The sequence below is a fragment of the Microvirga sp. 2MCAF38 genome (assembly GCF_052115485.1).
In the GTDB taxonomy this organism is placed as follows: Bacteria; Pseudomonadota; Alphaproteobacteria; order Rhizobiales; family Beijerinckiaceae; genus Microvirga.
The window spans coordinates 425,808-449,668 of record NZ_JBFRGU010000002.1; the positions used below are offsets into that span (position 1 = coordinate 425,808).

General features: G+C 61.9%; 23 protein-coding genes. 12 read left to right on the top strand and 11 right to left on the bottom strand.

The window, feature by feature from the left end:
* Positions 1–115: 115 nt before the first annotated feature.
* From parC to AB4072_RS06505, 3 genes are all read right to left on the bottom strand, one after another.
* A complete protein-coding gene (gene parC / locus AB4072_RS06495) occupies positions 116–2,359 on the bottom strand; it encodes a DNA topoisomerase IV subunit A (RefSeq protein ID WP_441966398.1) in 2,244 nt (747 codons plus the stop codon).
* 65 nt (positions 2,360–2,424) lie between these two features.
* The gene (gene recO / locus AB4072_RS06500; protein WP_441966400.1) at positions 2,425–3,156 is read right to left on the bottom strand and encodes a DNA repair protein RecO; all 732 of its coding nucleotides are present in this window, start codon (positions 3,154–3,156) and stop codon (positions 2,425–2,427) included.
* 530 nt (positions 3,157–3,686) lie between these two features.
* On the bottom strand, positions 3,687–3,812 hold the full coding sequence (locus AB4072_RS06505) for a hypothetical protein (RefSeq protein WP_441966402.1): 126 nt from the start codon (positions 3,810–3,812) through the stop codon (positions 3,687–3,689).
* 430 nt (positions 3,813–4,242) lie between these two features.
* On the opposite strand from AB4072_RS06505, the gene AB4072_RS06510 reads away from it, so the two are divergent.
* Entirely contained in the window at positions 4,243–5,295 is a 1,053-nt protein-coding gene (locus AB4072_RS06510; protein WP_441966404.1) for an OmpA family protein, read from the top strand.
* Positions 5,296–5,304: 9 nt separating this feature from the next.
* Here AB4072_RS06510 and AB4072_RS06515 read toward each other — a convergent pair whose 3' ends face one another.
* The 6 genes from AB4072_RS06515 to AB4072_RS06540 form a co-directional block, all read right to left on the bottom strand.
* Positions 5,305–7,080, bottom strand: coding sequence for an adenylate/guanylate cyclase domain-containing protein (locus AB4072_RS06515; RefSeq protein WP_441966405.1), 1,776 nt, complete (start codon positions 7,078–7,080; stop codon positions 5,305–5,307).
* Positions 7,081–7,167: 87 nt separating this feature from the next.
* Positions 7,168–8,082, bottom strand: a complete 915-nt coding sequence (gene era, locus AB4072_RS06520) for a GTPase Era (protein WP_441966406.1) — start codon at positions 8,080–8,082, stop codon at positions 7,168–7,170.
* On the bottom strand, positions 8,069–8,782 hold the full coding sequence (rnc, locus tag AB4072_RS06525) for a ribonuclease III (protein WP_441966408.1): 714 nt from the start codon (positions 8,780–8,782) through the stop codon (positions 8,069–8,071). The genes era and rnc overlap by 14 nt, the downstream gene beginning before the upstream one ends.
* 4 nt (positions 8,783–8,786) lie before the next feature.
* Entirely contained in the window at positions 8,787–9,545 is a 759-nt protein-coding gene (lepB, locus tag AB4072_RS06530) for a signal peptidase I (protein WP_441966410.1), read from the bottom strand.
* Positions 9,546–9,725: 180 nt separating this feature from the next.
* Positions 9,726–10,127, bottom strand: a complete 402-nt coding sequence (acpS, locus tag AB4072_RS06535; protein WP_441966412.1) for a holo-ACP synthase — start codon at positions 10,125–10,127, stop codon at positions 9,726–9,728.
* A gap of 148 nt (positions 10,128–10,275) precedes the next feature.
* Positions 10,276–11,031: a pyridoxine 5'-phosphate synthase gene (locus AB4072_RS06540; RefSeq protein WP_441966414.1), complete on the bottom strand. Its 756-nt coding sequence runs from the start codon at positions 11,029–11,031 to the stop codon at positions 10,276–10,278.
* A 325-nt stretch (positions 11,032–11,356) separates the two neighbouring features.
* On the opposite strand from AB4072_RS06540, the gene rpsF reads away from it, so the two are divergent.
* The 10 genes from rpsF to AB4072_RS06590 all read left to right on the top strand — a co-directional run bounded on the left by rpsF (position 11,357) and on the right by AB4072_RS06590 (position 21,286).
* Positions 11,357–11,746 (top strand): 30S ribosomal protein S6, encoded by a 390-nt coding sequence (gene rpsF, locus AB4072_RS06545; RefSeq protein ID WP_441966416.1) that lies wholly within the window; start codon positions 11,357–11,359, stop codon positions 11,744–11,746.
* Positions 11,747–11,748: 2 nt separating this feature from the next.
* Positions 11,749–12,003 (top strand): 30S ribosomal protein S18, encoded by a 255-nt coding sequence (gene rpsR, locus AB4072_RS06550; protein ID WP_196272021.1) that lies wholly within the window; start codon positions 11,749–11,751, stop codon positions 12,001–12,003.
* A 124-nt stretch (positions 12,004–12,127) separates the two neighbouring features.
* The gene (locus AB4072_RS06555) at positions 12,128–13,108 is read left to right on the top strand and encodes a DUF2232 domain-containing protein (protein WP_441966418.1); all 981 of its coding nucleotides are present in this window, start codon (positions 12,128–12,130) and stop codon (positions 13,106–13,108) included.
* 25 nt (positions 13,109–13,133) lie between these two features.
* Positions 13,134–13,697 (top strand): 50S ribosomal protein L9, encoded by a 564-nt coding sequence (gene rplI, locus AB4072_RS06560; RefSeq protein ID WP_441966420.1) that lies wholly within the window; start codon positions 13,134–13,136, stop codon positions 13,695–13,697.
* A 332-nt stretch (positions 13,698–14,029) separates the two neighbouring features.
* Complete coding sequence (locus AB4072_RS06565) at positions 14,030–15,523, top strand: replicative DNA helicase (protein ID WP_441966422.1); 1,494 nt, start codon at positions 14,030–14,032, stop codon at positions 15,521–15,523.
* A gap of 8 nt (positions 15,524–15,531) precedes the next feature.
* Positions 15,532–16,674, top strand: coding sequence for an alanine racemase (gene alr / locus AB4072_RS06570; RefSeq protein ID WP_441966561.1), 1,143 nt, complete (start codon positions 15,532–15,534; stop codon positions 16,672–16,674).
* On the top strand, positions 16,674–18,077 hold the full coding sequence (gene radA / locus AB4072_RS06575) for a DNA repair protein RadA (protein WP_441966424.1): 1,404 nt from the start codon (positions 16,674–16,676) through the stop codon (positions 18,075–18,077). The genes alr and radA overlap by 1 nt, the downstream gene beginning before the upstream one ends.
* A gap of 260 nt (positions 18,078–18,337) precedes the next feature.
* Positions 18,338–18,928: a CvpA family protein gene (locus AB4072_RS06580; RefSeq protein ID WP_441966426.1), complete on the top strand. Its 591-nt coding sequence runs from the start codon at positions 18,338–18,340 to the stop codon at positions 18,926–18,928.
* Positions 18,929–19,048: 120 nt separating this feature from the next.
* The gene (gene purF, locus AB4072_RS06585) at positions 19,049–20,536 is read left to right on the top strand and encodes an amidophosphoribosyltransferase (RefSeq protein WP_441966428.1); all 1,488 of its coding nucleotides are present in this window, start codon (positions 19,049–19,051) and stop codon (positions 20,534–20,536) included.
* A gap of 6 nt (positions 20,537–20,542) precedes the next feature.
* Entirely contained in the window at positions 20,543–21,286 is a 744-nt protein-coding gene (locus AB4072_RS06590) for an SDR family NAD(P)-dependent oxidoreductase (protein WP_441966430.1), read from the top strand.
* Positions 21,287–21,433: 147 nt separating this feature from the next.
* On the opposite strand, the gene AB4072_RS06595 is transcribed toward AB4072_RS06590, so the two are convergent.
* Positions 21,434–21,937, bottom strand: coding sequence for a DUF805 domain-containing protein (locus tag AB4072_RS06595; RefSeq protein WP_441966432.1), 504 nt, complete (start codon positions 21,935–21,937; stop codon positions 21,434–21,436).
* Positions 21,938–22,138: 201 nt separating this feature from the next.
* On the opposite strand from AB4072_RS06595, the gene AB4072_RS06600 reads away from it, so the two are divergent.
* Positions 22,139–23,569 carry a hypothetical protein gene (locus AB4072_RS06600; RefSeq protein ID WP_441966434.1) on the top strand — a complete coding sequence of 477 codons (1,431 nt, stop codon included), beginning with the start codon at positions 22,139–22,141 and terminating at the stop codon, positions 23,567–23,569.
* An 84-nt stretch (positions 23,570–23,653) separates the two neighbouring features.
* Here the strand turns inward: AB4072_RS06600 and AB4072_RS06605 are convergent, their stop codons facing one another.
* Positions 23,654–23,794: a hypothetical protein gene (locus AB4072_RS06605; RefSeq protein WP_441966436.1), complete on the bottom strand. Its 141-nt coding sequence runs from the start codon at positions 23,792–23,794 to the stop codon at positions 23,654–23,656.
* Positions 23,795–23,861: the final 67 nt, after the last annotated feature.

A 23,861-nucleotide genomic window follows, 5' to 3' on the forward strand; every position in this document is an offset into this window, starting at 1 on the left:
GATCCCCGTGACAGGCCATTTCCTGCGTCCGCTGGAACCTCCTTCGAGACGATGCTTCGCATCCCTCAGAGTGAGACTGTGCGGTGTGCGCCTTCTCGAATGGTTGCCTTATCCCTCACCCGAACTTGTTCGACCTTGGGAAACCCTTCGGCGGCAGTCGCCCGGCTTCGGCGCGGTTACCGATCCACTCGGCGAGATCGTTCTTCTCCACCGTCCAGGTGCGTCCCGACGTGTCCTTCCACGTCAAGCCGTTGTCGAGCGCGAAGACCTTGGCGTCGGAGACGCCGCCGTCCTTGTAGCGCTGCAGACGAACGCCCTTGCCACGCGTCATTTCGGGAACCTGATTGAGCGGAAAGGCCAGAAGTTTGCGGTTCTCACCAACGATGGCAACGTGATCGCCCTCCGCATCGGCGCAGACCACCAATTTGGCGGGCTCGTCGAGATTGAGGATCTGCTTTCCTTTGCGCGTATTGGCGATCACATCGTCCGTCGGCACCACGAAGCCGCGTCCGTCGGTGCCGGCGACCAGAAGTTTCGTGCCCGCTTTGTAGGGGAAGGCAGCGATGAAATCGGCGCCCTCGTCCAGATCGACCATGAGCCGGATCGGATCACCGAAGCCGCGTCCGCCGGGAAGCTTCGAGGCTTCCAGCGTGAAGAAACGCCCGTTCGTCGCGACGACGACGATCTTGGACGTGGTCTCCGCGAAGAATGACGTTTTCAGGCTGTCGTCACCCTTGAATTGCACCGCCGAAATATCGGCCTGATGCCCCTTCATGGCGCGGATCCAGCCCTTCTCGGACACGATGACCGTGATCGGCTCGCGCTCGACCATAGCCTCCGCGAAGTCGATGTCGGACGTATCGGGCGCATCCGCGAATTCCGTGCGGCGTTTGCCGAGCGCGGTGTCCGGTCCGAAAGTTTTACGCACTTCGCGGATCTGCCACGAGATCGTCTGCCACTGCACCTTCTCGGAGCCGAGCAGATTTTCGATGGTGGCCTTCTCGTCCTGCAAGCTCTTCTGCTCGCGCTTCAACTCCATCTCTTCGAGCTTGCGCAACGAGCGCAAGCGCGTGTCGAGAATGGCGTTGGCCTGTACCTCGGTGAGCTTGAAGACGCGCATCAGCTCGACTTTCGGCTCATCCTCCTCGCGGATGATTTTGATCACCTTATCGAGGTCGAGATAGACGATGAGCAGGCCGCCCAAGATCTCCAAACGCCGATCAATCGCATCCAACCGGAATTGCGAGCGGCGTACCAGCACTTCGCGGCGATGATCGAGCCATTCGCGCAGGCACTCAGACAGACCGAGCACCTTCGGCACCTTGCCGCGCGAAAGCACGTTCACGTTCATCGGAACGCGGCTTTCAAGCTCGGTGAGCTTGAACAGCGATTCCATGAGGATCACCGGATCAACCGTGCGCGAACGCGGCTCCAGGACGATGCGGACATCCTCCGCCGATTCATCGCGCACATCGGCGAGAAGCGGCAGCTTCTTTTCTTGCAGCAGCTCCGCGATCTTCTCGATCAGGCGCGATTTCGGCACCATGTACGGGATCTCGGTGACGACGATGTTCCACGTCCCACGACCGCCATCTTCCTTGTTCCAACGCGCGCGAACGCGGAACGAACCGCGCCCCGTGCGATAGGTCTCGGTGATGGCATCCCGCCCATCCACGATGATGCCACCCGTCGGCAGATCGGGACCCGGCACGAAATTGACCAGTTGCTCCGAGGTCGCGTTGGGATGAGAGATCAGATAGAGCGCGGCGTCGCACAACTCCGCCGCGTTGTGCGGCGGAATCGAGGTCGCCATGCCGACCGCGATGCCCTGCGAGCCGTTGGCCAACAGGTTCGGGAACGCGGCCGGGAGCACGATGGGCTCTTCGTTCGCCTGATCATACGTCTCGCGAAAGTCGACCGCGTTCTCGTCGATGCCGTCGAGCAGAAGGCGCGCGACTTCCGTGAGCCGCGCCTCGGTGTAACGCATGGCGGCGGCGTTATCGCCGTCGATGTTGCCGAAATTCCCCTGCCCCTCCACTAGCGGATAACGCTGCGCAAAATCCTGCGCGAGGCGGACGAGGGCATCATAAATCGCCTGGTCGCCGTGGGGGTGATACTGACCCATCACGTCGCCGACGATGCGGGCGCATTTCTTCGGGGCGGATTTCGGATCGAGCCGCAGCAGGCGCATGGCGTGCAGAATGCGGCGATGGACCGGCTTCAGGCCGTCCCGCGCATCCGGCAGCGCCCGGTGCATGATGGTGGACAGGGCATAGGCAAGGTAGCGCTCTTCCAGCGCTTCCTTGAGATTGATGTTCTCAATCTCCCCGCCGGAGGGCGGATTGACGAGTTTACCCATGAACTGAAATCCCCGGATTCGAATCGGTCGGCATGACGTTTAACAAGAACATATCGAAAACAAAACTATTCTTCCTCGGCCGTCGCCAAGGCGATGAAACGGGTCCGTTCCGCCGGCATGGCCTGCCCGCGCGGTTCGAACACGCTCTGATGCAGGAAGAATTCGGTTAGTGCAAATCCAGCCTGGATATCGGCTGTCGAGGGCCTGTTTCCGGTCGGGCGTCCAATCAGGAAACCGGGCAGCTTGAAAAGCCTGTCCTTATAAGGCTCTCCCGCAGCCGAGCTGACCGCCCGTCCGCTCTTGGGCGAAACATAGGCCAGATCGTCGGTGCGGCCCGTGGCGGCACAGGAGCCGAGATCGAGCCCGAAGCCGAGATCGGCGAGGAGCGCCAGCTCGAAACGCGCGAAAAGTGTGGGCGCGAGTTCGGGATCGTCGAGATTATCCACCAGTTCGACCGCAGCCTCGTAGAGATCTTCATGCGGATCGCGCTCGGGCAGCACGCGCAGGAAGTGCGAGAGTGTCGCCAGTCCATAAAGCGCCAGCGGCATGGGGATGAACCGCGCGGCGCGCAGGTCGATGCCTTCCACATGGAAATTGCCGAGATGCTCATCGAGCCGCGCGCGCCATGTCACCTGAACGCTGTTGCCAGGCTGCAGAACAGGCCGCTGCGCCTTGGAGCGGCCGCCTTGCACGAGGCCCATATGGCGGCCGTGATCGCGCGTCATCACCTCGAGGATGACGCTTGATTCGCCATGTTTGCGGACACCGAGAACGATGCCCTCGTCGGACCATTGCATGAGATCTCGCTTGCACAGGGCGCTCAACCCGGTGTTTCAATGTAAGTGCGTCACAACCTTTTTACTACGCTTTTTCAAGGTGATCCGCCGTTTTCCGAACACGCAATTGCCACGGTTCGAAAGCAGTTTTCGCTCACTGAGACACAGGTTAGTTTCGTCGAATCGCGCCTTTCGAACTGGGATATCATGCGACTTCATTCTCTGCTGCTGACGACCACGGCGATTTCCTTGTTGGGATTTGCCCCGATCGCTTTCGCCGACAATAGTCTCGGCACTCCCGAACCCCGCTGGCAAGTCGCGCAAGCGGAGCCCGACCAACCGCAGCGCCGGAAGCGGCCAGGCGAACAGCCGGATGAGCAGAATGGCAACAGGCCTCGCCCCCACCCCGGACAGGGACCGCATGAACGAGGCCCCGGCGCTCAGGGTCAACCCATGCCGTCTCCCGAAGTCCCACGCGGCCCTCGTCAGCCGCGACCGGAGGCGCCGCCCGAGATGCCGCAGATGCGCCAGCCTCGCATGGAGCAGCCAGGTCAGCAGCCACGTCCGATGCCTCCGGCACCGCAGACGGCGCCCCAGCCGGAGCGGCCGCGTGGTCCGATGACCCCGCCCGGCGTCGAGCGCCCGAGACCGCCCGCACCTTCCGCACCGCCCGTCATGGAACAACCGCGCCCGGCACCTTCTCCAATGCCTCAGCCCGGTCCCGCGCGCCCACCGGAAGCACAACCGCTGCCGGGTGGACCGAGGCCAGTTCCCGGGATGCCGGCTCCTGGAGCGGGACCCAACGGGCCGCGCCCGATGCCGCCGGCAACGCCGGAAGCACCGCGCGCTCAACCCGCACCGACTCCCGGACCACAGCCGCAAGCACCGCAACCGGTGCCTGGCCAACCACGACCAACGCAGCCGCCTGCGCCTGGAACTCCACGCGCCCAGCCGTCACCGGCTCCTGCGCCGCAGACTTTCCCGCAAGCCCAACCTCCCGGCCCTATGCCGGGCGTCCAAGGGCGACCGACAGAGGCCGGTCCTAACCGACCGGGTCCGTTCCCGCAGCAGCCCGGCGTCCAGCAGCCGCCGCAGGGCGCGCATCAGATGCCACCGGGCGGTGGCCGCCCCGGCGAATTCGGACGCCCGCCTTTCGATCAGGGGCAGCGACCGAATTTCATTCCGGGCGGTCCTGCTCCCGTTCCGGGTGTCATGCCGGGTGTCACGCCCGGCGCGTTTCCGGGCGGCAATCTCGACGATCTCCGACGCCAGCGCCGGGAGCGCACGGAAGATGGCGGACGACGTGTGATCATCCAGGAGCCGGACGATCGCACGATCATCCGCGATGGCGGCCGCCTGATCATTCGCCATGACGAGACCGACCGCTTCCGCCGCAGCTACGGCGGCGCGGACGTGCGCGTGCAGCAGCGCGGCGGTAATCAGGTGACGATCGTCCGACAGCCGAACGGCGAGGAAATCCTCACCGAGCGCGATGCCTACGGCAATCTCGTGCGGCGTATCCGGCGCACGCCCGACGGCCGCGAAGTGATCCTGATCCAGAACGAGTTTCAGGGGCGTCCGCGCTTTCCTTACGGCTATCTGCCGCGCGATGTGATGGACTTGCCGCCCCCCGTCGTAGTCATTCCGCGCAACGAATACATCGTCGATGTGGAGGGCGCGTCGCAGGACGATCTCTATCAGGCCTTCACCGCGCCGCCGATCATGCCCATCGCCCGTCCCTACACGCTCGATGAAATTCGCCAGAGCCAATTGCTGCGCGAGCGCGTGCGGCGCGTCGATGTGGATACCATCACCTTCGATACGGGCTCATGGGCGCTCTCCCCGGAGCAATACGGCGCCTTGACCGGCATCGGCGAAGCGATCCGGCGCGTGCTCGCCAGCAACCCGAACGAGATCTTCCTCGTGGAAGGCTACACGGATGCCGTCGGCTCGGACGAGGACAACCTGAGCCTCTCGGATCGCCGCGCGGATACCGTAGCAACGGTGCTCACCCAGAATTTCGGCATTCCCGCCGAGAACCTGACGACGCAGGGCTACGGCGAGCAATATCTGAAGATCGACACCCAAGGCCCCGAGCGCCGAAATCGTCGCGTCACGCTCCGCCGCATCACGCCGCTGTTGCAAGGGCAGCAGCGGTAGAGGCGACACTTATTCGGGAAGGCCCGCCAAACGCAGGCCTTCCCCGATGCGATCATTCACGGATTTGCTAAAAACCAGCGCATTGAGGACATCGGAAATCCTCAAGGTCGGATAGGCCTTGAGGAGTTCCCGCATGCTCCATTGCGCTTTCTCGTGCTGACCGGCCAAAGCATAGGTCGGCACCAGATTGCGGTGGATCCAGAGCGAACTCGGGCTCTCGATCAAGGCCTTTTCCTGCCAGAGAATTGCCTGCTCATAGCGTCCGGCGATGAAGTGCGCACAGCCGATTCCCATGTCGCAGTTGAACGCCAATGGATCGAACGGGCTCAGGCGGAGCGAGCGTTCGAAATGCTGGACCGCCGTATCGGGATCATCCAGATAATTGCGCAACCAACCGCTACGGTTCCAGGCCCAAGCTGAATTCGGATCGAGCGCCAGAGAGCGCTCAAGCATGGTGGCGGCTCTTTGATATTCATGCGTGATGGTAAGAGCTGCGCCCAACACGGTGAAAACAAGAGGATCATCCGAGGCGAGCGCCGCTGCGGCCTGCGCCTGCCGCAACGTTTCGCGCTTGTCTTCCTCGATGTTCTCGGACCAATTGTAGACGACCAGTTGCCCCCGGCACCAGGCCGCAAGCGATAGTGCGAGGGGATAATTGGGATCGAGGCGCAGCGCCTCGCCAAGCAATCGCATCGCTTCTCTGTTCGCACCGCGCTCCAGAGCCCAAACGTGGGGGAGCGCCCGCATGACAAGATCATAAGCATCGAGATTGTCAGGTCGCTTGCGTCTGGCCCGCTCGATCTCGGCGGCCCGAATGGAAGGTTGGATCGCTCCAACCACGCTGGCCGTGATCTTGTCCTGGAAATCGAAGACATCTTCGGCAGTGCCATCGTAATGTTCTGCCCAGAGATGCCCCCCGGTCGTTGCGTCGACGAGTTGAGCGGTGATGCGCAGCCGATCACCGGCCCGCCTGACGCCCCCCTCAAGCACGTAACGCACACCGAGTTCACGGCCGACCTGCTGGATGTTCACCGCCTTGCCTTTGAAAGTGAAAGTGGAGTTTCGGGCAATGACGAAGAAGGATCGAACGCGGGAAAGGGCTGCGATGATGTCTTCGACGATCCCGTCCGCAAAATGCTCCTCCTTCAAGTCTCCGCTCATATTGTTGAACGGCAGGACGGCAATCGATGGCTTGTCGGGCAAAGGCAGGCCGAGGCTCATGTCATTTGGTGTGTCGTGGGCTCCCGCCCGCTCGTGCAACCCGTAGACCCTCACGGGCCTGGCTATGTTCTTGACGCGCTGCTCTCCTAAGTCCGCGAAATCATAAGAAAGCTTGTCCCTCACCTCTTCGTAGACTTTTCCGGAGAGACAAATGCTTCCTGGCGTTGCCATCTGCTCAAGACGCGAGGCGACATTCACCCCATCGCCGTAGATGTCCCCATCGTCTTCGATGATGATGTCGCCGAGATTGATCCCGATCCGCAATTGCAGCTTACAGCCCAGCCTCTCGGCGAGATCGCCTACGAGGGCGTCCTGAACCTCGACAGCACAGCGAACCGCTTCGACCGGGCTTGAGAACTCCACGAGGAAGCCATCGCCGAGCGTCTTCACGAGACGGCCTTGATGCGACCTGATCGTCGGCTCGATCACTTCGCGCCGCAGCGTCCGAAGGCGCAGGAGCGTGCCTTCCTCATCTTTGGACATGAGCCCGGAATAACCCGCCACGTCTGCAGCGAGAATGGCCGCGAGGCGTCTTTGCGCCTTTCCGTCAGGAGCACTGGCCATTGACCATCTCCGAGACACATCGTCTTGGGGAAATAGTGCTGACCTTGAAGAAGTTGCATCCGGAACCGTTTGTCCCGGATGATCGGCCTACCCGCGCGGGAATTCCAGACCCATTTCGCGGTAGCGTTCCGGGTCGTCGCTCCAGTTCTCACGCACCTTCACGAACAGGAAGAGATGGACCTGGGTTTCGGCGATCTCGGCAATTTCCTTGCGGGCCGCCTGACCGATGGCCTTGATGGTCTGGCCGCCCTTGCCGAGCACGATCATGCGCTGGCTGTCACGCTCCACGAAAATCGTCTGCTCGATCCGCACCGAACCATCGGGGCGTTGCTGCCACTGATCCGTCTCGACGGTCGATTCATATGGTAGTTCTTCGTGCAGGCGCTCGTAGATCTTCTCGCGGGTGATCTCGGCGGCAAGCATGCGCAAAGGCGCGTCGGAAATCTGATCTTCTGGATAGAGCCAAGGCCCTTCCGGCATCATCCGCGCCAACTCGCGCTTCAACGCTTCGAGGCCGTCGCCCTTCAGCGCCGAGATCATGAAGGTGTGTGCGAACGGCACCATCTCGTTCAGCTTCGCCGCCAGTGCCAGCAGGGTCGAGCGCTCGATGAGGTCGATCTTGTTGAGGATGAGGATCTTGGGCCGCTTCACCTCGGGCAGCTTTGCGAGAATGGCCTCGGCCTCCTCGTCGATGCCTCTTCGCACGTCGAGCAGAAACGCCACCGCATCCGCGTCAGCCGCGCCGCCCCAGGCGGAGGTCACCATGGCCCGGTCGAGACGGCGCTTCGGCTTGAAGATGCCGGGCGTATCGACGAACACGATCTGCGTTTCGCCCTCGATGGCGATGCCGCGCACGAGAGCGCGCGTCGTCTGCACCTTGCGCGAAACGATGGAGACCTTCGAGCCGACGAGCGAATTGAGCAAAGTCGACTTGCCGGCATTCGGCGCGCCGATCAGAGCAACGAACCCGGCCTTTGTTTTTGTATTCTCAGGCTGAGCCATGTTCTTCCTCTGTCCAAACCTTTTCACGCATCAACAGGCTGCGCGCTGCCGCCTGCTCGGCGATGCGTTTCGATGTGCCGTTGCCGAACTCGTTCTCCGTGCCCTTCACCTTCACCACCACGCGGAAACGCGGCGCGTGATGCGGGCCGGTCTGCTCGACCACGGCATAGATCGGCGTCGGCAGGCCTTTTCCTTGCGCCCATTCCTGCAAGGCGCTTTTCGGATCTCGCAGCGAGCGGCGCGGCGAATCCAGAAGATCCTTGAACGAGCCTTCGATCACGGCTCTCGCCGCATCATACCCGCCGTCGAGAAACACCGCACCGATGATCGACTCGCATACATCGGCGAGGATCGTCGGATTGCGGCGCTCACCCGATTGGGCCTCGCCTGCGCCGAGCTTCAGATACGGCCCCACATCCCATTTCACACCGATTTCAGCGCAGGTCTCGCGACGCACCAGTTCCGACAGGCGGCGCGACAGCTCGCCCTCGCTGGCATTCGGAAACGCTGCATAGAGCATGTCGGCCACCGACAACCCGAGCACACGATCGCCTAAGAATTCCAGGCGCTGATAGCTCGGTCCCGTGGAGGAACGCTGCGCGCTGACATGGGTCAACGCCAGATCGAGAAGGTCGGCGTCCTTGAACCGATAGCCGATCTTGTCCTGCAGGTCTTCGGGATTGGTCTTGCGACGTGCCACGGGCCTAGCGAATCCGGTCGAAGATGCGGTTCCAGCGAATATAGCCGGGCCACTCCCAGGGCCGCCACAGAGATGCGTTCTCGTCGATGGAGAAGAAGATGATCTCGGCCCGGCCGATGAAATTCTCGAACGGCACCTGACCGACACTCGCCTCGTCGCGGGAATCGGTGGAGTTGTCGCGGTTGTCGCCCATCATGAAATAATGGCCGGGCTGCACCGTGTAGACATTGGTGTTGTCCCAATAGCCGCGGTCGTTGTCACGCTCGATGACGTAGTGCGTCGTCCCTTCGGCAAAGGTCTCCTTGTAGCGCGGCACGGAGATGGTGCGGCCGTAGAGATCCGTCGTCTGGTAATCCTCGGCACGCTCGCGCTTCACCGGCTGGCCGTTGATCTGCAGCACGCCGCCGATAACCTGAATCTTGTCGCCGGGAAGGCCAACGACACGCTTGATGTAATCGGTCGAGTTGTCCTTCGGCAGCTTGAACACGGCAATGTCGCCACGCTTGGGAGCGGAGGCGAAAATGCGGCCCGAAAAGACCGGCGGCCCAAACGGTATCGAATAGCGCGAGTATCCGTAGGAATACTTCGAGACGAAGAGATAATCCCCGATCAACAGGGTCGGGATAAGCGACCCTGAAGGGATGTTGAAGGGCTGGAACAGAACGGTGCGGACAACAACCGCGATCAGGAGAGCCTGGATGATGACCTTGATGGTCTCCCAAAGCCCGCCTTCTTCCTTCTTCGCCTTAACGTTTTCGCTCACGTGCAATCACCCATCTTGCGGAACAACAGTCCCACCCGGAGCGGGATCATATCCCGGCGGAACATCATCCCGCTCCAAGTTCCGATTCTGCATGCTCTGGTTCGGAAAGCGGATTCCATCCTTCCGGATCATGCGTTGCGGGTCTAACCCATGGCGGGGTCAGCCGCAACGCGGCCGATTTCACCTCTTCGGGAGCGCCTCGATAATGACGAAGGCCTGAGCGAGGGGCGGATCGTCCGTCAGCGAGACGTGGACGAAGGCCTCGTGGCCCGGCGGCGTCATCGCCTCTAGACGCTTCAGCGCTCCGCCGGTCAGCCGCATGGTGGGGCGCCCGCCGGGAAGATTGACCACCTCCATGTCGCGCCAGAACACGCCCTGATTGAGACCGGTTCCCAAGGCCTTGGAGCAGGCCTCCTTGGCCGCGAAACGGCGCGCATAGGACGGTCCGCGCGCCCGGCGGCGATCACTCTTCACGCGCTCGCCCTCGGTGAAGATGCGGTGCGTAAAGCGCTCCCCGAAACGTTCGATGGACCGCTCGATACGGCGGATGTCGCAGAGATCGGAGCCGATACCGAGAATCATCGTGCCCCCTCGTGGCTCGCGCCAAACCTCATCCTGAGGAGCGGCAAAGCCGCGAGGATCCAGCACGCGCTGGAGACGCCCCGCCCTTCGAGACGGCCTTGCGGCCTCCTCAGGGTGAGGCTGTGCGGTGCTGGCTTCAGCAGCGATTTCATATCGCTCGCACCCTGCCCGCATCCATTGCCGCGCGCATGGTGCGCACAGCTTCGTCGAGGCCCATGAAGATGGCCTCCGCGATCAGGAAATGGCCGATGTTCAATTCAGCGATCTGTGGAATGGCCGCGATGGGACCGACTGTGTCGAAGGTCAATCCATGACCGGCATGGATTTCAAGGCCAAGCGAGGCCCCGTGCGCGGCGGCGCGCCGCAGGCGCTCGAGTTCGTGGCTGACATGGGCTTCATCCGCCGCCAACGCCGCCTCGCAATAGGTGCCGGTATGAAGCTCGACCACCGGCGCTCCGAGATCGTGGGCAGCCATCATCACCTCGACTTCCGGCTCGACAAAGAGTGAGACGCGAATGCCGGCTTCCTTCAACTGCCTGATGGCGGGACGCAAGGTTTCGTGCCCGCCAATGATATCGAGCCCACCCTCGGTCGTGCGTTCCTCGCGTTTTTCCGGCACGAGGCAGGCTGCGTGGGGGCGCAGAGAAAGGGCGAGGCCGATCATTTCCGGCGTCGTCGCCATCTCCATGTTGAGCGGCACGAAAAGCTGGCGCTTCAGGCGCTCCATATCGAGATCGCGGATATGACGGCGATCTTCCCGCAAATGCGCCGTGATCCCGTCCGCGCCCGCCAGAACGGCCATATGAGCCGCCCGGATCGGATCCGGATAAAGCCCTCCGCGGGCGTTCCGGACGGTCGCGACGTGATCGATGTTGACGCCAAGGCGCAGAGGGGAAACTGTCATAAGAGTGGTTTTAGCCCAAGCAGAGCCCTTGTCGAGGCATTGAAGCCGCTATTGATTCTCAGCGATCCTATGTGACCTAGGATATTGCTTTGGCCCATCAAAGCGTCTATAGGCCCCTCTTCGCGTTCGCTCCGGCCGGGGGCTGAACGGACGGCCTGGCTCGCCAGGCAGGGTTTTCGACAACCCGTCGTCCCGTGTCTCCGCCTTCGACAACCGCTCGGGCCTTGCAGGCTCGAAGGGCTTGGCGCCGATCGGACGCGCGAACCGGCTCTAGACACTTCAATCAGTGCCTTAAGCTTGAACTCAACTTTGAGAAAGGCCCACTATGCCTCTCTACGAGCATATCTTTTTGGCTCGCCAGGACGTCACGTCCCAGCAGGTCGAAGCGATGGTCGAGACCTACAAGTCCGTCATCGAGCAGAACGGTGGCAAGGTCGAGAAGACCGAAATGTGGGGCGTCAAGTCCCTCGCCTACCGCATCAAGAAGAACCGCAAGGCGCACTTCACCCTCTTCAATCTCGATGCTCCGGCTCCGGCCGTCGCCGAGATGGAGCGCCAGATGCGCATCTCCGAGGACATTCTCCGCTTCATGACCATCCGCGTGGATGAGCTCGAGACGGAACCGTCGGTGATGATGCAGAAGCGCGACCGTGACGATCGCAAGGACCGCGAGCGCCGCGAGCGCGACGGCGGCTACGAAGGTGAGGAGGTCTGATCATGGCATTCGGTGCTGGTGGCGGCGGCGGTGGCCGTCGTCCTTTCTTCCGTCGGCGTAAGACCTGCCCGTTCTCGGGTCCCAACGCTCCGAAGATCGATTACAAGGACACGAAGCTCCTTTCGCGCTACATCTCTGAGCGCGGCAAGATCGTGCCCTCGCGCATCACGGCCGTTTCGGCCAAGAAGCAGCGTGAACTCGCCCAGGCGATCAAGCGCGCCCGCTTCATGGGCCTTCTGCCCTACGTGATTCGCTAAGATCTCTCCGGGCCGCCCAGAACGGGCGGCCCGACCTCTTCCACGTCACCCGGCGGTGAAATTCCATCGGGTTTGTTGGGGTAAAAGCCCCTAACCCTGCCAAAAGCAGCGGGACAGCGAGACCATGAATTTTATTGTTACAGGCATCGGCGCGGGCCTCGTCTCGGCGCTTCTGACGGCGGTGGTCGTGAAAGCGACCGCTCTTGCCGCGATCCTGTACGCTCTCGCCCCCATTCCCGTTCTCATCGTTTCTCTCGGCTGGAATCACCGCTCCGGTCTCGTTGCCGCCATTGTCGGCGGCCTCACGATCGGCGCCCTGCTCTCTCCGATGAGCGGCCTGAGCTTCGCCATCGTGACGGGGCTGCCGTCCTGGTGGCTTTCCTATCTCACTCTTCTCGGTCGCCAGGACTCGAATGGCGCGATAGAGTGGTATCCGCTCGGGCGGCTCCTCGCCTGGATCGCCGGGACCGCGACATTGACAGTCGCGGCGGTCGCGATTGTCGGATCGGGCGACTTTCAGGCTTTCCATGACGATGCACGCAAAGCATCGACCGCATTGATCGACCTGTATTTCCCCGCAAAGCTCCCGACCGACGAGGCGCTCGCGGAACGCGAGTCGTTGATCGTCTGGCTCGCCTATGCGGTACCCGCGATGCTCGCCATGGGATTTACGGTCACGTTGTCCCTGTACCTGTGGGCGGCTGCTAAAATCGTTTCCGTGTCGGGTCGGCTCCCCCGTCCATGGACACCGCTGCCCGATCTCCTGATGCCGCGCAATTCCATCCTCTTTGTCCTGCTGGGAAGCGCCTTCATCATATTGCCTCTGACCCGCGACAGCATCGTCGGCATCCTCTGCGTCGCCTTGGTTGGTGCATTCCTGACGGCTTTCGCACTCCAGGGGTTGGCTTCGCTCCATGCCCGCACACGCGGCAAGGTGGGACGGGCGGCCCTGCTGACGGGCATCTACATCCTGCTGGTCGTCCTGCCGGGCGTGGTTCTGCCGCCTCTCTCGCTTTTCGGAATTGTGGACTCCGTCTTCCAGCTTCCCCGGCGTTCTCAACCCGGCAAGCCGGACACCAAGTCTCCACAAAACCCTTCAACCTGATCACAACATTCAAAGGAGAAACCAAATGGAAGTGATCCTTCTCGAACGCGTCGCAAAGCTCGGCCAGATGGGCGAGACCGTTAAGGTCCGCGACGGCTATGCCCGCAATTTCCTTCTGCCCGGTGGCAAGGCTCTGCGCGCCACGAAGGCCAACAAGGAGCATTTCGAGGCTCAGCGCGCCCAGCTCGAAGCTCGCAACCTCGAGCGCAAGAAGGAAGCTGAGGCTGTCGGCGAGAAGCTGAACGGCCAGAGCTTCATCATCATCCGTCAGTCCGGTGAGACGGGCGTGCTCTACGGTTCGGTCGCCACCCGCGACCTCGCCGAGATCGTCACCCAGGGCGGCGTCTCGGTCGGCCGCAACCAGTTCCTCCTCCACCAGCCGATCAAGACTCTCGGCCTGCATGTGGTGCCCGTCCAGCTCCATCCGGAGGTTACGGTCGAGGTGACGATCAACGTCGCCCGCAGCCCCGAGGAAGCCGAGCGTCAGGCTCGCGGCGAATTGGTTACGACTCGCGAAGAGACGAATCTCGACGACCTCGGCCTCGAGGTCGGCGCTGCTCTCGCAGAAGCCGGCGACGTCGAGCTCTAATCGCAGGACGGGAACGGGGCTTGCGCCTCGTTCCCTTTTTGTTCACAATTGCGCCGCTCGTCGATTCGATGGGCGGCGTTTTTGTTTTCCTCACCCCTCAGGATAAGACTGCGGAGAGACCGTCATCCTGGGCCTCGCCTGCGCAAGGACTGTCTTTCGAAGAGTCAAGGCACTTCGTCAGCGAAATGATTTCGGTGTGACTATTGGGGACAGCGAGGAAAGGTTGCCTCGGACGTATGGGAATTTTCGTCTGTGTCCTCCCAGCCACCGCAGAATCGCCTGGACCGTCTTAAGAGGGATGAAACCTGTCCCACCCCACTTCGGAGCGCCTGATGGCTAGTGCCAATGCCCTGATTGCCCGTCTCGAAACGTCCGAGCCGCAATATCGGGCCGCTCCGAATAATCTTGACGCGGAACAGGCCCTGCTCGGCGCCATCCTGGTCAACAACGATGCCTATTACCGGGTCTCCGACTTCCTGGAGACCGGCCATTTCTTCGAAGATCTGCACCGCCGGATCTATGAAGTCGCGACCAGCCTGATCAGAGCAGGCAAGGTCGCGACACCGATCACACTCAAGACCTTTCTGGGCGATCAGGATCTCGGCGGCGTCACCGTCTCGCAATATCTTGCCCGCCTCGCCGCTGAAGCGACCACCGTCATCAACGCCGAGGATTACGGCCGTACCGTCTATGATCTGGCCATCCGTCGCAATCTCATCGGTATCGGCGAAGATCTGGTGAACGTGGCCTATGACGCACCGGTGGAAACCTCCCCTCGCGATCAGATCGAGGAAGCCGAACGGCGTCTCTATGAACTGGCTGAGACAGGCCGCTACGACGGTGGTTTTCAGCGGTTCTCGGACGCGCTCACGGACGCCATCGACATGGCCGCCGCCGCTTATAAGCGCGAAGGCAAGCTGTCGGGCATCTCGACCGGCCTGATCGACATGGACCGCACGCTGGGCGGACTGCAATCGTCCGATCTTGTGATCCTCGCCGGACGTCCTGCCATGGGTAAGACGTCGCTCGTCACGAACATCGCCTTCAATATCGCCAAGGTCTATCAGGGCGAGAAGCAGCCCGACGGTACGGTGAAAACCGTCAATGGCGGCATTGTCGGCTTCTTCTCCCTCGAAATGTCGGCCGAGCAATTGGCGACCCGTATCATCGCCGAGCAATCGGGCGTGCCGTCTTACAAGATCCGCCGTGGCGACATGCGTGAGGATGATTTCTACAAGATCACCGAAGCCGCGCGCGAGATGCAGTCGATCCCGTTCTACATCGATCAGACCGGTGGTATCTCGATTGCGCAGCTCGCCGCCCGCGCACGCCGCCTCAAGCGCCAACGTGGCCTCGACATTCTGATCGTCGACTACCTGCAACTGCTCTCGGCCTCCGCCAAGAAGGGCGAGAACCGCGTGCAGGAACTGACCGAAATCACCACGGGCCTGAAGGCGCTCGCAAAGGAACTCGCCGTTCCGATCATCGCCCTCTCTCAGCTCTCGCGTCAGGTTGAATCGCGCGATGACAAGCGCCCGCAACTCTCCGACCTTCGTGAATCGGGCTCGATCGAGCAGGACGCCGACGTGGTCATGTTCGTGTACCGTGAGGAATATTACCTGAAGAACAAGGAGCCGAAGCCCGGCACCGAGGAGTACTTCAAGTGGCAGGCCGAGATGGACCAGGTCCACGGTAAGGCCGAGGTGATCATCGGCAAGCAGCGTCACGGACCTACCGGAACGGTGCAACTCGCCTTCCAAGCTGATATCACGCGCTTCACAAACCTCGCGGACGAGGACAAGCTCCCTGAGCGGATTGGCGATTGAACATCATCATGCAGGGCCCACAATCAGGTCTCATTCCGGACGCCGAAGCCGGCGCCGTTCTCACCATCGATCTCGATGCCATCGCCGATAACTGGCGCATTCTGCGTGAGCGAGCGGGCACGGATACCGCCGCCGTCGTCAAGGCGGACGCTTACGGCACCGGCATCGAGAAGACCGTTCCGGCTCTGCTCCAGGCGGGTTGCCGCGTCTTCTTCGTGGCGCATCTGTCGGAGGCCAAGCGCGTCCGCGCGGTCGTGACCGAGGCCACGATCTACGTGCTCAACGGCTTTCCACGAGGCACCGCATCGACCTACGCCAACCATGATATCCGCCCGGTTCTCGGCTCCCAGGAAGAGATCGAGGAATGGGCCGCCTTCTGCCGTGCGCAAGGCGCGCGTCTTCCCGCTGCGATCCATGTGGATACCGGCATGCACCGCCTCGGCCTGCCCATCGTCGAGGGATTGGCGCTCGCGGACGATCCGCGATGCAAGGATTTCGAGCCCGCGCTTCTCATGAGCCATCTGGTCAGCGCGGAAGAACCGGAAAACCAGATCAACGCCCGCCAGATCGCGGCTTTCACAGCCTTGCGCAACGCCCTCCCCGGTATTCCCGGCTCGCTCGCCAATTCGTCGGGCACGTTCTTGAAGGACATGCCCTGTTTCGAGCTCGCCCGTCCCGGTTATGCGCTTTATGGGGGCAACCCCACGCCGCATCTGACGAACCCCATGAGCCCTGTCGTGAACCTGGAAGGACGCATCATCCAGCTTCGCTATGCGCATGAAGGCGAAACCGCCGGATACAACGCAACCTGGACGGCTCCTGGCCGCCGCCGTCTGGCGACGATCTCGGTCGGCTATGCGGACGGCTATCCGCGCGCGGCCGGCAGCACCAACACGAATGTGGGCGAGGCTGGCATCGCCATCGTCGCGGGCAAGTATTGCTCCTTCGTCGGGCGTGTCTCGATGGATCTCATCATCATCGACGTGACTGACGTTCCAGAGGATGAAATTCGGCGCGGCGACAAGGTCACGCTCGTCGGCCCGGATCTCACGGTCGACGAAGTGGGCCGCCGTGCAGGCACCATCGGCTACGAAATCCTCACCAGCCTCGGACGGCGCTATGCGCGGCACTATCGTGGCGGTCCGCGCTGATGGCGAAGCGCTCTCCCTCCTTCGCCTGCCAGAACTGCGGCGCGGTCTATAACCGCTGGAAGGGCAAGTGCGAGGCGTGCGACGGGTGGAACACCATCGTCGAGGAGACCGGCTCCTCCAATCCCATGGTCGGCCCGGTCGCTACGCGGCCTTCGCGCGCCAAGGGGCGGATCTTTCCGCTGGAAGGGCTTTCCGGCGAATCGAAGGAAGCACCACGCACGCCCTCCGGCATTGCTGAACTCGATCGGGTCACGGGCGGCGGCTTTGTGCACGGCTCGGTAATCCTGCTCGGCGGCGATCCCGGTATCGGTAAATCGACTCTTCTGATGCAGGCTACTGCCGCTCTCGCCAATCAGGGACACCGGGTCGCCTATATATCGGGCGAAGAGGCGGTGGCGCAGGTGCGTCTGCGAGCGGAGCGTCTCGGCCTCGGCCAGGCACCCGTCGAACTCGCTTCCGAGACCAATGTGGAAGATATCGTCGCGACGCTGAGCCAAGGCCGCCCGCCCGCGCTCGCCATTATCGACTCGATCCAGACCATGTGGACCGAGACGGTCGAATCCGCGCCCGGCACGGTAACTCAGGTGCGCGGCAGCGCCCAATCGCTGATCCGTTTCGCGAAGACCACCGGTACGGCGGTCATTCTCGTCGGCCACGTGACGAAGGACGGGCAGATCGCCGGTCCGCGCGTCGTGGAGCACATGGTCGATGCGGTGGTATCCTTCGAAGGTGATACGGGTCACCATTTCCGCATTCTCCGCGCGGTGAAGAACCGCTTCGGCCCGACGGACGAAATCGGCGTGTTCGAGATGTCGGATATCGGCCTTCGAGAGGTCTCGAATCCCTCCGAGCTGTTTCTCTCCGGACGCGATCTCGCCGCCCCCGGCACCGCCGTTTTCGCCGGCATGGAGGGCACGCGACCGTTGCTTGTCGAAATTCAGGCGCTCGTCGCCCCCTCCTCCCTCGGCACTCCGCGTCGTGCGGTGGTGGGCTGGGATCCGAGTCGCCTGTCGATGGTGCTCGCCGTTCTCGAAGCCCATGGCGGCCTCAAGCTCGGGATGCACGACGTCTATCTCAACGTCGCGGGCGGTCTGCGCATCACGGAACCAGCGGCGGATCTCGCGGCTGCCGCCGCGCTTGTCTCCTCTCTCTCCGGCTCGTCGCTTCCGCCCGATACGGTCTATTTCGGCGAGCTTGGCCTCTCGGGCGCGATCCGACCTGTCGCGCAGGAGCAATCGCGCCTCAAGGAGGCCGCCAAGCTAGGGTTCTCAGGCGCTGTCTCGCCCGCCTCGCGGGCGGACAAGCCCAACCCCGAGCGCCTGCCGCTCGCCGCTTCTCCTATTCAGCACGTGACGGACCTTGTTGCCGGCATCGCCGCACGGCGAAAGCGCTCGACAGCCTGAAAGCCTCAGGGCGTTTTTGCCCCCCTTCTCAACCCCCGGTGGGGACCGATCGGGGTTTCGCTTTTGTTTTCCCTCCGGAAAACACATTCCAATGCGCCTGACTCAATCTTCGGGAAGACAGATACGGGCGTTGCATATACTTTCATACTCAGGCTTTTTCCACGCGAAGGGTGACGAAAGCCTCGCTTGCGGTTATACAGCCCGCGCTTCGGCCCCGTTTCGCCGAGGCGTCCCCGTCATTCCCGCGTTAGGCCTGGTTCATGCCCTTTTCTGTCCTGGATCTCGTCGTCATCGGTGTCGTGGTGATTTCGGCGCTCCTGGCCGCCGTTCGCGGCTTCACTCGGGAAGTGCTGGCGATTGTCGCCTGGGTGGCTGCTGCCGCCGCAGCCTGGTTCCTGCACCCTCTGGCCCTGCCGAAGGCGCAGCAATACATTCACAACAACACCGTGGCGCTGGTCGCCGCCATCGGCGTGATCTTCGTGGTGACACTGATCATCGTGTCGATCATCACCGTCAAAATCTCCGACCTGATCCTCGATTCGCGCATCGGCGCGCTGGATCGCACCCTCGGCTTCTTCTTCGGCGCGGCGCGCGGCTTCCTGATCTGCGTGATCGGGTGGCTGTTCATGAGCTGGCTTCTCCAGGGCAAGAGCCCGAGCCCGGACTGGGTCACGACCTCCCGCGCCCGGCCGATGCTGGAAAAGACCGGTAACGACCTCATCACGCTTCTGCCGGACAATCCGGAAGGCTTGCTGCAGCAGCTGCGCCAGAAGGCGAAGCCCGAAGGCGAGCCAGGCGAACCGGCCGAACCTCCCGTTCCGGTGCCGCCTGTCCCGCAGAAAAAGAGCTGAGCCGATGACCTGTCGCATAGGTGAGATGCGCGACAGGAAAGAGCATTGGCGTTCGGCGCAAGGCCCCTTAAATAAGGCATTCGCGTCGAGGGTTTGGGCGCGCATTCCAAGGAAAAGATGATGTCTGGACGCTCAGAGACGTGGCAGGGCGAACCGCGGAAGGTGGACCTCAACCTCGATGGCGACACGCTGCGTGAGGAATGCGGCGTTTTCGGCATTCACGGTCACCCGGATGCCGCCGCGATCACCGCGCTCGGCCTCCACGCCCTCCAGCACCGAGGGCAGGAAGCGGCAGGCATCGTCTCCTTCGACGGACACGTCTTCCATCTCGAACGTAAGCTCGGCCTTGTCGGCGACGGTTTCTCGGACCGCTCCGTCATCGAACGCCTGGAAGGCCTCTCCGCCATCGGACACGTGCGCTACTCGACAACCGGCGAGACGGTCCTGCGCAACGTGCAGCCCCTCTTCGCCGAACTCGATGGCGGCGGGTTCGCGGTGGCCCATAACGGCAACCTGACGAACGGCCTGACCCTGCGCCGCAATCTCATTCGCGACGGCGCCATCTGCCAGTCGACCACCGATACCGAGGTGATCGTCCATCTCGTCGCCCGCAGCCGCCGCCATCCCTTCGTCGACCGCTTCGTCGAGGCGATCCAGCAGATCGAGGGCGCCTACTCCCTCGTGGCGCTCACCAACAAGAAATTGATCGGCGCGCGAGATCCGCTCGGCATCCGCCCGCTTGTGCTCGGCGAACTCGACGGCCGCTACATCCTGGCCTCGGAAACCTGCGCTCTCGACATCATCGGCGCGCGCTTCGTTCGCGATATCGAGAACGGCGAAATCGTCGTGATCTCGGACGAGGGCATCGAATCCTTCCGCTTCGCCGACAAGCAACCGGCTCGCCCCTGCATTTTCGAATACATCTACTTCGCCCGCCCGGATTCGGTCGTGAACGGCCGTAATGTCTATGAAGTCCGCAAGGCCATGGGCCGTGAACTGGCGCTCGAATCCGCGCCGGAGGCTGATGTGGTCATCCCGGTGCCGGATTCTGGCGTTCCGGCGGCCCTCGGCTTCGCGCAGACATCGGGACTGCCATACGAACTCGGCATCATCCGCAACCATTATGTGGGCCGCACCTTCATTCAGCCGACGCAGTCCGTGCGCGAACTCGGCGTGCGCATGAAGCATTCCGCAAACCGCGCGGCCATTGAGGGCAAGCGCATCGTTCTCGTGGACGACAGCCTCGTGCGAGGCACGACCTCCGTGAAGATCGTGCGCATGATGCGCGAAGCAGGCGCGAAGGAAGTTCACTTCCGCATCGCCAGCCCGCCGATCACCCATCCCGACTTCTACGGCATCGACACGCCGGAGAAGGAAAAACTTCTCGCCGCAACGCACGATCTCGAGCAGATGCGCGCCTATATCGGCGCGGATTCGCTGGCCTTTCTCTCCATTGAGGGCATCTATCGCTCCATGGGCGAGAAGGGCCGCAACGCAAAGCAGCCGCAATTCACGGATCATTGCTTCACGGGTGACTATCCGACCCCCCTCACCGATCTCGCGGTGGCAACCCCGCGCCGTCTTTCCCTTCTTGCCGAAGCCGATTGATCTCCCATGACTAAGCCTCTCTCGGGCCGCATCGCGGTCGTCACCGGCGCATCGCGCGGTATCGGTCGCGCTGCGGCGCTCGCGCTGGCGGAAGCCGGCGCGCACATCATCGCGCTCGCCCGCACGCAGGGCGCATTGGAAGCTCTCGACGACGAAATCCGTGCCAAGGGCAGCACCGCGACGCTCGTGCCGGTGAACCTGAAGGATCTCGACGCGCTCGACCGCCTCGGCGCATCGATCTACGAGCGCTGGGGCAAGCTCGACATTCTTCTCGGAAATGCCGGCGTTCTCGGCGAACTTTCCCCCATCACGCATATCGACCAGCCCGTCTGGGACGAGGTGATGCAGGTGAACGTGACGGCGAATTATCGCCTGCTCCGCTCCCTCGATCCGTTGCTGCGGGTATCCGATGCCGGGCGCGCGATCTTCCTCACCTCGGGCGCTGCACATAAGTGCACAGCCTATTGGGGCGTCTATTCGATTTCGAAAGCGGCACTGGAAGCACTTGTGCGTACCTATGCAGCTGAAACATTGAAAACCAACGTCAAGACCATGCTCGTCAGCCCCGGCCCGCTCCGCACCAACATGCGCGCGAAAGCGATGCCCGGCGAGGACCCGACGACCTTGAAGACGCCTGACGAGCTCGCTCCGCACATCCTGAAGCTCGCCCTGCCCTCCTGGAACGAGACTGGTAAGATTTACGATTTTACGCAGGGTGGGAAGCTGCTGACGCCGCAATTGCCGGCTTAGGGCGCAGATCTTTTCGGCTGCCTATTCTGAGAAGCGCAGTGGGCTACATCTCGAAGACTCATCCTGAGAAGCCGCATAGCGGCGTCTCGAAGGAGGCTCCAGCGCGCTCGGAGACGCCTCGCCCTTCGAGACGATGCTTCGCATCCCTCAGGGTGAGGCTGGGACTGTGGCCGGCGGTGGAATGCGCGAGGCGGGCGCTTCCCCGCCCTCTCCTGGAAGATCCCGAGGATCCGGTCCATATCGGTTGGGCCCAGGCGTGCCGCGACGGAAAAGTATCTCGATAATCAACCAAATCTGGATCAGGGCTCCTACGAGCAAGGAGCACAGGACAGAGATTGGATAGATCTGCCTGAGCCCATCCACCCAGTAGGTGGAGAAGCCGATCGCGAGGGAAACCACGATCCACCAGCCGGATCGGTTCCTGTCGTGAAGCCGCCGCGCCTGGAGCACGAGGCTAGAAAGCAGGATCACAGCGATCGCAAAAACCGCGACAAAACCGGCGGCGCGTATCCCCGTCGTCGAGAGCCATACGCCTGCGACGAGCACCGCAACAATCAGAATCAGTTGTCGCAGAAAGATCCTCAAATATGCATTGCGCGATAGACGACCACGCGGATCGAACCACTGCAGCAGTGTTGAAAAACGCTCCATGAACCCCTCGGAAATGAGCCGACTTCAGAGCGTTTTGCAGCATGTAACTATGTTTGGGCAAGCCTGTCGGGTCGGTATATACTGCCCCCCTATGTGGGGAGGTTTGTTTTCCCTACGGATAGATAATTATAAGTATTAGCCAAGTCTCCCCGAACAGTAAGGTGGACTTGTTACATATTGCAGCGAGCGAGCACTTTATCCATGGCTTCCACCACCAATCTGGATGACGACGCCGTCAACATGAATCTCAATCAGACGGTTCACATCGTGGACAGCAATAACGGCGACGACATCAGTCGTCACGGCATTGGCACAATGGCCGCCATCGATGCGGACGATCCGGCGCACAGAATGCTGGCCGCCACGGCAGCTCCTCAAGTGACTAACCTCGATGGAGACAGAACATTCTTTACGGGGCTGCCGGTCTTCCTCGATTTCAGACGCGACGCGATGGTCGTCGCCGATAATGGGTTCGGGTCTCTAACCGCAGCCCTCGAACTGGTGACGGCAAGCGACAGGCTGGGGATCAGTACATCCAATCGTGTCGATTTGCCCAACGGATTTGGGACCGGCAAGAATATCAGCGTCGATAACACCGTCATCGGCACGTTCACCTCCGTTGCCGGCGGATCATTGGTCATCGCTTTCAACACCTTCGCTACCCCGGAATTGGTGAAGGAGCTCATCAGCTCCCTCACATATTTCAACACAGACGGCATCTTCCGCGGTGAGAAGACGGTACGGATTACCCTGACGGATTTAGACGATAACGCGGCGGACAACGTGGTGACGATCGTCGGGAACACGCCGCCGAGCAATCCATCTTTGAGCGTCAGTAGCGTACTCGAGGGCGCTAAGGCAGGATCGGAGGTTGGTACATTGTCAGCGCTGGATCCAGACGTTGGCGATCAACTGACCTATCTCCTTCTCGACAATGCCGGCGGGCGCTTCGCCATCCAAGGCGACAAGCTGGTCGTGAAGAATGGGGTCAAGCTCGATCACGAGCAGGCGCTAAGCCACATGGTGAAGGTTCGCGTCATCGATAAAGCCGGGACCTCCGTCGATAAGGATTTCTCTATCGACGTTTGGGACGTGGCCCGTGAGAATGTGGTGGGAACCGGCGATGACGACATCATCGTCGGCGGCGGCGGCGCCGACACGTTCGACGGTGGCGCGGGAAACGACCGCCTTATGGGCAATGGCGGCGCCGACAGGCTCATCGGTGGGCTGGGCGCGGACACCTTGTCCGGCGGACTCGGCAAAGACGTTCTCACCGGCGGCAAAGGGAAAGATTACTTCCTCTTCGATACCCGCCCCAAAGGTAAGACCAACATCGATCGCATCACGGACTTCTCGGTCAAGGACGACACCATACTCCTTGACAGAATGGTGTTTACGAAGGCCGGGAAAGCGAGCGTCATGAAGAAGGGGGGCACGGTTTTTATGACGAAGGGGGCGTTCTTTGTCGGCATCGAGGCTCACGACAAGGATGACCGGATCATCTTCAACAAGGTGACCGGAGAACTCCTCTACGACCCGGATGGAATTGGCGGAAAAGCTGCTGTCGCGTTCGCCAAGCTGGACAAGGCAGCCTCCCTCCACCTGACTTACAAGGACTTCCTTCTGGTCTGACCGGCACCGCCAGAGTCGGTTGCGTGAGCGGCTCGCAGGACCGTGCCCGCCCCCGCAACTTGCGACGCCTCGCGAGCGCGGCCCTCAGCGGATCGGGATAGTTGGGATAAGAGAGATAGCCCAGCTTGGAACCATTGCTGGGAACAAAATAAGAACAATCTTGTCTATTGATGCAAAGCTTTTGGCAAACGCTTGATATCCAGCCTTTATAATATAAAGTTTCATGAATTACCGCCTTGGCATCGCATGTGATGCGCCAAGGCGATCCCGTTGGCCATAGCAAAACTAGCCA